The 6,237-nt window shown below is 72.2% G+C and carries 8 protein-coding genes; 2 read left to right on the top strand and 6 right to left on the bottom strand.

Annotated elements, in window-relative coordinates:
* The coding region (gene fmt / locus HW577_RS18560) for a methionyl-tRNA formyltransferase (protein ID WP_198377629.1) at positions 1–854 on the bottom strand (854 nt) is incomplete at its 3' end.
* A 187-nt stretch (positions 855–1,041) separates the two neighbouring features.
* Positions 1,042–1,569: a peptide deformylase gene (gene def / locus HW577_RS18555; protein ID WP_198377628.1), complete on the bottom strand. Its 528-nt coding sequence runs from the start codon at positions 1,567–1,569 to the stop codon at positions 1,042–1,044.
* Between the two features lie 130 nt (positions 1,570–1,699).
* On the opposite strand from def, the gene HW577_RS18550 reads away from it, so the two are divergent.
* The gene (locus HW577_RS18550) at positions 1,700–2,158 is read left to right on the top strand and encodes an Hsp20 family protein (RefSeq protein ID WP_198377627.1); all 459 of its coding nucleotides are present in this window, start codon (positions 1,700–1,702) and stop codon (positions 2,156–2,158) included.
* 82 nt (positions 2,159–2,240) lie between these two features.
* A complete protein-coding gene (locus tag HW577_RS18545; RefSeq protein ID WP_198377626.1) occupies positions 2,241–2,492 on the top strand; it encodes a hypothetical protein in 252 nt (83 codons plus the stop codon).
* 36 nt (positions 2,493–2,528) lie between these two features.
* Here HW577_RS18545 and hpf read toward each other — a convergent pair whose 3' ends face one another.
* From hpf to HW577_RS18525, 4 genes are all read right to left on the bottom strand, one after another.
* Positions 2,529–3,113 (bottom strand): ribosome hibernation-promoting factor, HPF/YfiA family, encoded by a 585-nt coding sequence (hpf, locus tag HW577_RS18540; RefSeq protein WP_198377625.1) that lies wholly within the window; start codon positions 3,111–3,113, stop codon positions 2,529–2,531.
* Between the two features lie 100 nt (positions 3,114–3,213).
* The gene (gene rpoN, locus HW577_RS18535) at positions 3,214–4,689 is read right to left on the bottom strand and encodes an RNA polymerase factor sigma-54 (protein ID WP_198377624.1); all 1,476 of its coding nucleotides are present in this window, start codon (positions 4,687–4,689) and stop codon (positions 3,214–3,216) included.
* Positions 4,690–4,737: 48 nt separating this feature from the next.
* The gene (gene lptB / locus HW577_RS18530; protein WP_198377623.1) at positions 4,738–5,496 is read right to left on the bottom strand and encodes an LPS export ABC transporter ATP-binding protein; all 759 of its coding nucleotides are present in this window, start codon (positions 5,494–5,496) and stop codon (positions 4,738–4,740) included.
* On the bottom strand, positions 5,493–6,237 hold a 745-nt coding region (locus tag HW577_RS18525; protein WP_198377622.1), incomplete at its 5' end, for an LptA/OstA family protein. The genes lptB and HW577_RS18525, both read right to left, overlap by 4 nt.

The following is a 6,237-nucleotide window of genomic DNA, read 5'->3' as shown; positions in this document are numbered from 1 at the left end:
ATCCCCGCCATGCCGAGCGCCATGCGTTCCCCCTGCGTGGCGAGCCGGCGGCCATCCTCCGCGACCACCGCCGCGAACCCCGTTGCCAGCAGCAGCGGCGCCCCCGCGCCGGCCTCGACGCGCGCGGCGAGCACCCGCACCTGTTCCCCGCCATGCTCGAAGAAGGTGCCGGGCCAGGGGTTGAGCGCGCGCACGCGCCGTTCCAGCGCGGCGGCCTCCTGCGCCCAGTCGAGCCGGCCATCCTGCTTGGTCAGCTTGGGCGCGTAGGTCGCGCCGTCCTCCGGCTGCGGGATGGCGGGAGGGTCTTCGTTCAGCGCACGCAGGACCAGCCGGGCGCCGATCGCCGCCAGCGCATCGTGCAGCGCCTGCACCGTGGCCCCGGGGCCGATCGGCACCGCCTCCTTCAGCAGCATCGGGCCGGTGTCGAGGCCCTCCTCCATCCGCATGATGGTGATGCCGGTCTCGGCATCCCCGGCCAGGATCGCGGCATGGATCGGCGCCGCGCCACGCCAGCGCGGCAGCAGGGAGGCGTGGATGTTCAGGCAGCCGCGCCGCGGCGCATCCAGCATCGCGCGCGGCAGGATTAACCCATAGGCCGCGACCACGGCCGCATCGAGATCCAGCGCGGCGAAGGCCGCGTGCTCCGCGACGTCGCGCTTCAGCCGCGCGGGCGTGTGCACAGGCAGGCCGAGGTCGAGGGCGGCGCGGTGGACGGGGCAGGGGGTCTCCCGCTGGCCGCGGCCTGCGGGGCGCGGGGGCTGGGAGTACACGGCGGCGATCTCATGGCCTGCCTCGTGCAGCGCGCGCAGCGCCGGCACGGCGAAGTCGGGGCTGCCCATGAACGCAAGGCGCATGTCAGGGTGTGCCGGAGAGGGGCGTCGCCCCTCTCCGGACCTCTCCCCACCAAAGGCCGAAAGGCCTTTGGGAACCATCACCTGGGCCGCGCCACATCGCCACGCTCGTTCCCGGAAAATCGGTGTCCAAAGGCCTTTCGGCCTTTGGCGGGTGGGGTCCGGGGAGGGCAGCGCCCTCCCCGCCGTCCTAAGCCCGCTCCTTGGCCTTCAGGTCCTTGGCGAGCCGGCGCAGCAGCATGTTCCGCTTGAGCGCGCTGAGATAGTCCACGAACAGCACGCCATCGAGATGGTCGATCTCATGCTGCAGGCAGGCGGAGAGCAGGCCCTCGCCCTCCACCTCCCGCCGCGCGCCCTCAAGGTCGAGGTAGCGCACCTTCACCACCGCCGGGCGCGTCACGTCGGCATGCTGGCCGGGCAGCGAAAGGCAGCCTTCCTCCCGCGTCGCGGCCTCCCGGCTCGCGGCCACGATCTCCGGGTTCACGAGCACCATGGGCTGGCGCTGCTCATCCTTCTGGAGGTCGATGACGACGAGCCGCAGCATCTCCCCCACCTGCGGCGCGGCCAGGCCGATCCCGGGCGCGGCGTACATGGTCGCCAGCATGCGGTCGGCGAGGTCCCGCACGCTGCCGGGGTCCGTCGCCGCGACAGGCTTCGCCTTCGCGCGCAGGCGCGGGTCCGGGACGAACAGGATCGGGAGCGTGGGAATGTCTGTCATGGCGGCAGGCCAGGGCATCTAGACCCCGCGGCCGCCCCTTGCAACGGGGCCCGCGCCGGCCAAGATCCCCAACGACGGCGGGGTGCTTCGGGTCTCGCCGGCCGCTTCGCTCTCGGATGAGGAGGCCCTCGTGTCGCGACCTTCGCTGTTCGGCTCGCCCCTGTTCCTCGGCTTCGACCACCTCGAGCAGATGCTCGACCGGGTCGGCAAGAACGCCGATGGCTACCCGCCCTACAACATCGAGCAGACCGGCGATAACCGGCTGCGCATCACGCTCGCCGTCGCCGGCTTCTCGATGGACGACCTGCAGATCACGCAGGAGGACAACCAGCTCGTCATCCGCGGCCGGCAGAAGGACGAACCGGAAGGCCGGATCTTCCTCCATCGCGGCATCGCCGCGCGGCAGTTCCAGCGCGCCTTCGTGCTGGCGGAAGGGATGGAGGTGGAAGGCGCCTGGCTCGACAACGGGCTGCTGCACCTCGACCTCAAGCGCCCGCAGCCGGAAAGCCGCGTGAAGACCATCCGCATCGGCGCCCGCGGCAACGGCGCCGTCCCTGGCGTGCTGCAAGGCCCGCCGGAGCGCGGCTGACCCCCTTTCCCCCAACCGGGCCCATTCGGGCCGGACAGCGCCGCGCGGGCCCATGCGGGACGTGGCGGCAGGAGAGACCGAGATGACCGACCATGATTTCGAGGACCGTGACGAGGAAGCCCTGCAGCCCGAGATGCTGCGCCGCCTCTCCCCGCTCGACTGGGCACGCTACGGCGCGGCGAGCATCGCCTACGCCCGGCCCGTGATCGTGAACGGCCAACGGGCCGTGGCGATCCATGCGGCCGACGGCACGCAGATCGGCGCCGCGCCGACCCTCGCGCTCGCCACTGCCGCGATCCTGCAGCACGGCCTGGGGCCGGCGATGGTGCATTGAGCGCGGGGAGGGCGTCGCCGCCCTCCCCGTCGCCGGTCACGCCCCTTCGGGATCGATCCAGCCGACATTCCCGTCCTGCCGGCGATAGACGACGTTCAGCGCGCGCGTCGCCTTGTTGCGGAACATCAGGACGGGAACATGCGCGAGGTCCATGCGCATCACCGCCTCGCCCACCGTGAGCAGCGCGATCTCGGCCGGATGCTCGGCGACGATGGCGCCGTGGTCGGCGCCGTTCGGGGCGGGGGCCTCGGCCTCCTCCTCCGCCTCGGCGCGGATTACGGTCTCGCGCCCGGCGGGGGCGGAATCGCGGTCGGGGGCGGCGGAGCGCGCGTGCTCGTTGACGCGGCGCCGGTAGCGCCGCAGGCGCTTGGCCAGGTGCTCGGCCGCTTCCTCGAAGGCGCGGTGCGCGTCCGCACCTTCGCCCTCGCCGCGCATCATCAGCCCGCGCCCGGCCTTGAGGTTGATGTCGCAGGAGAATTGGGAGCGGTTGCGGTGGAAGGTGACGTTCGCTTCCAGCGCATGGTCGAAATACTTGCGCGTGATGGCCTCGAGGCCGTCGCGCACATGGACCTTCAGTGCCTCGCCGGTTTCGACCTGCTTGCCTGCGACCGTGACGTGCATGGGGCTGAGCCCTCCTTCTTCATGGAAGGGGAGGGGCCGCCCCGATGGCGACCTGGCACCGGTCCGCATCCTCCGCGCGGGCCGCTCAGGCTTGGTCGGATCAGGCCGGGACGGCCTTCTCCCTTTTGCGCTGCACCGATGATGGTATCCGCAGCGCGTCGCGGTATTTGGCCACGGTTCGCCGGGCGATGTCCACGCCTTCCGCGCGCAGCCGCTCCACGATGGCGTCATCGGACAGGATGTCGTCCGCGGCCTCCGCATCGACCATCGCCTTGATGCGGTGGCGCACCGCCTCGGCGCTCACGGAATCGCCCCCGGCCGTGCCCGCGATCGCGGTGGTGAAGAAATACTTGAGCTCGAAGGTGCCGCGCGGCGTCGCGATCGCCTTGTTCGAGGTGACGCGGGAGACGGTGCTCTCGTGCATCCCCACCTCCTCGGCCACGTCGCGCAGGATCAGCGGGCGCAGATGCGCAATGCCGTGGCGGAAGAAGCCGTCCTGCCGGCGCACGATCTCGGACGCCACCTTCAGGATCGTCGTCGCCCGCTGTTCCAGCGACTTCACGAGCCAGGACGCTGTCTGGAAGCGTTCCGCGAGCCAGGCCTTCTCGTCGCGGGACTTCACGCCGACCACGGCGCGGGCGTGGAAGCCGCGGTTGACCAGCACGCGCGGCAGCGTCTCGGGGTTCAGCTCGACGACCCAGCCATCGCCCGGGCCGCGGCGCAGCAGCACGTCCGGCACCAGCGTCGGCGCCGGCGGCGCGTCGAAGGAGGCGCCCGGCTTGGGGTCGAGCCGGCGGAGCTCGGCGACCATCTCCGCCATGTCCTCGGCATCCACGCCGCAGACGCGCTGCAGCCCCTTGAGGTCGCGCCGCGCGAGCATCTCGAGGTTGTCGAGCAGCGCGGCCATCGCGGGGTCGTAGCGGTTGCGGTCCTGCAGCTGCACCATCAGGCATTCGCGCAGGTCGCGGCAGAACATGCCCACGGGATCGAAGCGCTGCATGCGCGCGCGCACCGCCTCGACCACCGCTTCCTCGCAGCCCAGCGCGGCGGCGACCGTCGCGCTGTCCACCGGCAGGCGCCCCGCGGCATCGACCAGGGCGAGGAAGTTCGCCGCGATCATGCGGTCGCGCGCGTCGGAGAAGGTCAGGCGCAGCTGCTCGGCCAGGTGCTCGCGCAGGTTCTTCTCCGGCGCGGCCATGGCCTCGATGCCGGAGAGGTCGTCCTCGAAATCCGCGCGCCCGCCACTGCCCATCGGCGGCGTGCCGGCGTCGTAGACATTGTCCCATTCGGTATCGAGCGGCGCGGCGTTCTCGGCCGGCAGCACGTCGGATCGCGCGGCTTCCGCGGCGTCGGGCGCCTCGGCGGCGGCGGGCAGCGGGTCCGTGCTCCGGCCCGCGTCCGGGCCGGGCGGCTCGCGCTCGTCGCGTTCGAGCAGCGGGTTGCGCTCCAGCTCCTCCTCGACGAAGGCGGCGACCTCGATGTTCGAGGATTGCAGCAGCTTGATCGCCTGGCGCAGCTGCGGCGTCATCACCAGCTGCTGCGAATGGCGGAGGTCGAGGCGCGGCGCCAGCGACATCAGGTGCCCCCGCGTTCCGCTGCGCGCGACCGTGTCATGGCGTGCGCGTCAGAGGCTGAAGCGTTCGCCGAGATAGACGCGGCGCACGCCCTCATGCGCGACGATGTCGCGCGGGGAGCCTTCCATCAGCACCTGGCCGTCGTGCAGGATGTAGGCGCGGTCGATGATCTCGAGCGTCTCGCGCACATTGTGGTCGGTGATCAGCACGCCGATGCCGCGGTCCTTCAGGTGCTTGACCAGGTCGCGGATCTCGCCGACCGCGATCGGGTCGATGCCGGCGAGTGGTTCGTCGAGCAGGATGTACGCGGGGTGCGTCGCCAGCGCGCGGGCGATCTCGCAGCGCCGGCGCTCCCCGCCCGAAAGGGCGAGCGCGGGCGCGCGCCGCAGGTGGGAGATACCGAATTCCGCCAGCAGCGCGTCCAGCATCTGCTCCCGCCGGTCGCGCACGGGCTCCACCACCTCGAGCGCGGCGCGGATGTTGTCCTCGACGTTCAGGCCCCGGAAGATCGACGCTTCCTGCGGCAGGTAGCCGAGGCCGAGCCGCGCGCGCCGGTACATCGGCAGCGTCGTGACGTCGTGCCCGTCCATCAGGACCTGGCCCTCATCCGGCTGGACGAGGCCCGTGATCATGTAGAAGGTCGTGGTCTTGCCCGCGCCGTTCGGGCCGAGCAGCCCGACCGCCTCTCCCCGCTTGACCGAGATGGACACGCCGCGCACCACCGGCCGCTTCTTGTAACGCTTGCCCAGGCCCTTCGCGACGAGGCCGCCCGCCGCCGCCCCTTCCACCACGCGCAGACCGTCGTTCACCGCGGTGCCTCCGGCCCCGGCAGGGGCTGTCCCTGCTGGGGCACGACCAGCCCCTGCACGCGCGCACCGGGCGCGGAGACGAGCCGCGCGACGCCGGTCTGCATGTTCACGATGGCCTCCTGGCCGGTCAGGGTATTGTCGCCGCGGGTGATGCGCACGGTGCCGAGCAGCCGCGCGAGGCCGGTGACCGGGCTGTACACGCCACGGTCGCCGCGCACCACTTCCTCCGCGGTGCGGATCTCGACATTGCCATAGGCCTCGACACGCTCGATCGAGTTGGTCCGCTGTTCCGTGGCACCCGGTGCCGCGGCCGGCTGCGGTTGCGCCCCGGGGGCGGCGCTTTCGGCGAAGTAGGCGACGAGCGTGTCGGCGCGCACGCGGCGCCCGTCATTCGTCACCACCACCGCATTGCCGCGCGCGACCGCCATGCGGCGGGCGGACCAGTATTCCACGCTGTCGCGCGCCGTCATGGTGTTGTCCGGCGTGACCAGCCGCAGCGCCTGGCCGGTCATCACCATGACCGCCTGGTCGATGTCGTAGACGGCGCGGTCGCCCTCGGCGCGGTCGGTCGCGCTCGTGACGGTGACGTTGCCCTCGGCCTCCAGGCGCCAGATCTCGCCACCGCCGCCGGGGCTCTCGGCGGGCGGGCGCTGGGCCGCATCCGTCGCGCCGCCGCGCGGGCGATAGCGCGCGAGCAGCCGGTCGGCATCCACCGTCACGCCGCCGCGGACCGCGCGGGCC

It is taken from the genome of Neoroseomonas rubea, from assembly GCF_016106015.1.
Classification (GTDB): Bacteria; Pseudomonadota; Alphaproteobacteria; order Acetobacterales; family Acetobacteraceae; genus Neoroseomonas; species Neoroseomonas rubea.
The sequence above is the reverse complement of the archived record's forward strand: the minus strand, read 5'-3'. Positions and strand labels throughout refer to the sequence as shown.

Excerpts from the sequence above, each read along its gene's own strand:
- def (WP_198377628.1), bottom strand. The coding sequence starts at position 1,569 with ATGACAGACATTCCCACGCTCCCGATCCTGTTCGTCCCGGACCCGCGC.
- HW577_RS18545 (WP_198377626.1), top strand. The coding sequence starts at position 2,241 with ATGACCGACCATGATTTCGAGGACCGTGACGAGGAAGCCCTGCAGCCC.
- hpf (WP_198377625.1), bottom strand. The coding sequence starts at position 3,113 with ATGCACGTCACGGTCGCAGGCAAGCAGGTCGAAACCGGCGAGGCACTG.
- rpoN (WP_198377624.1), bottom strand. The coding sequence starts at position 4,689 with ATGTCGCTGGCGCCGCGCCTCGACCTCCGCCATTCGCAGCAGCTGGTG.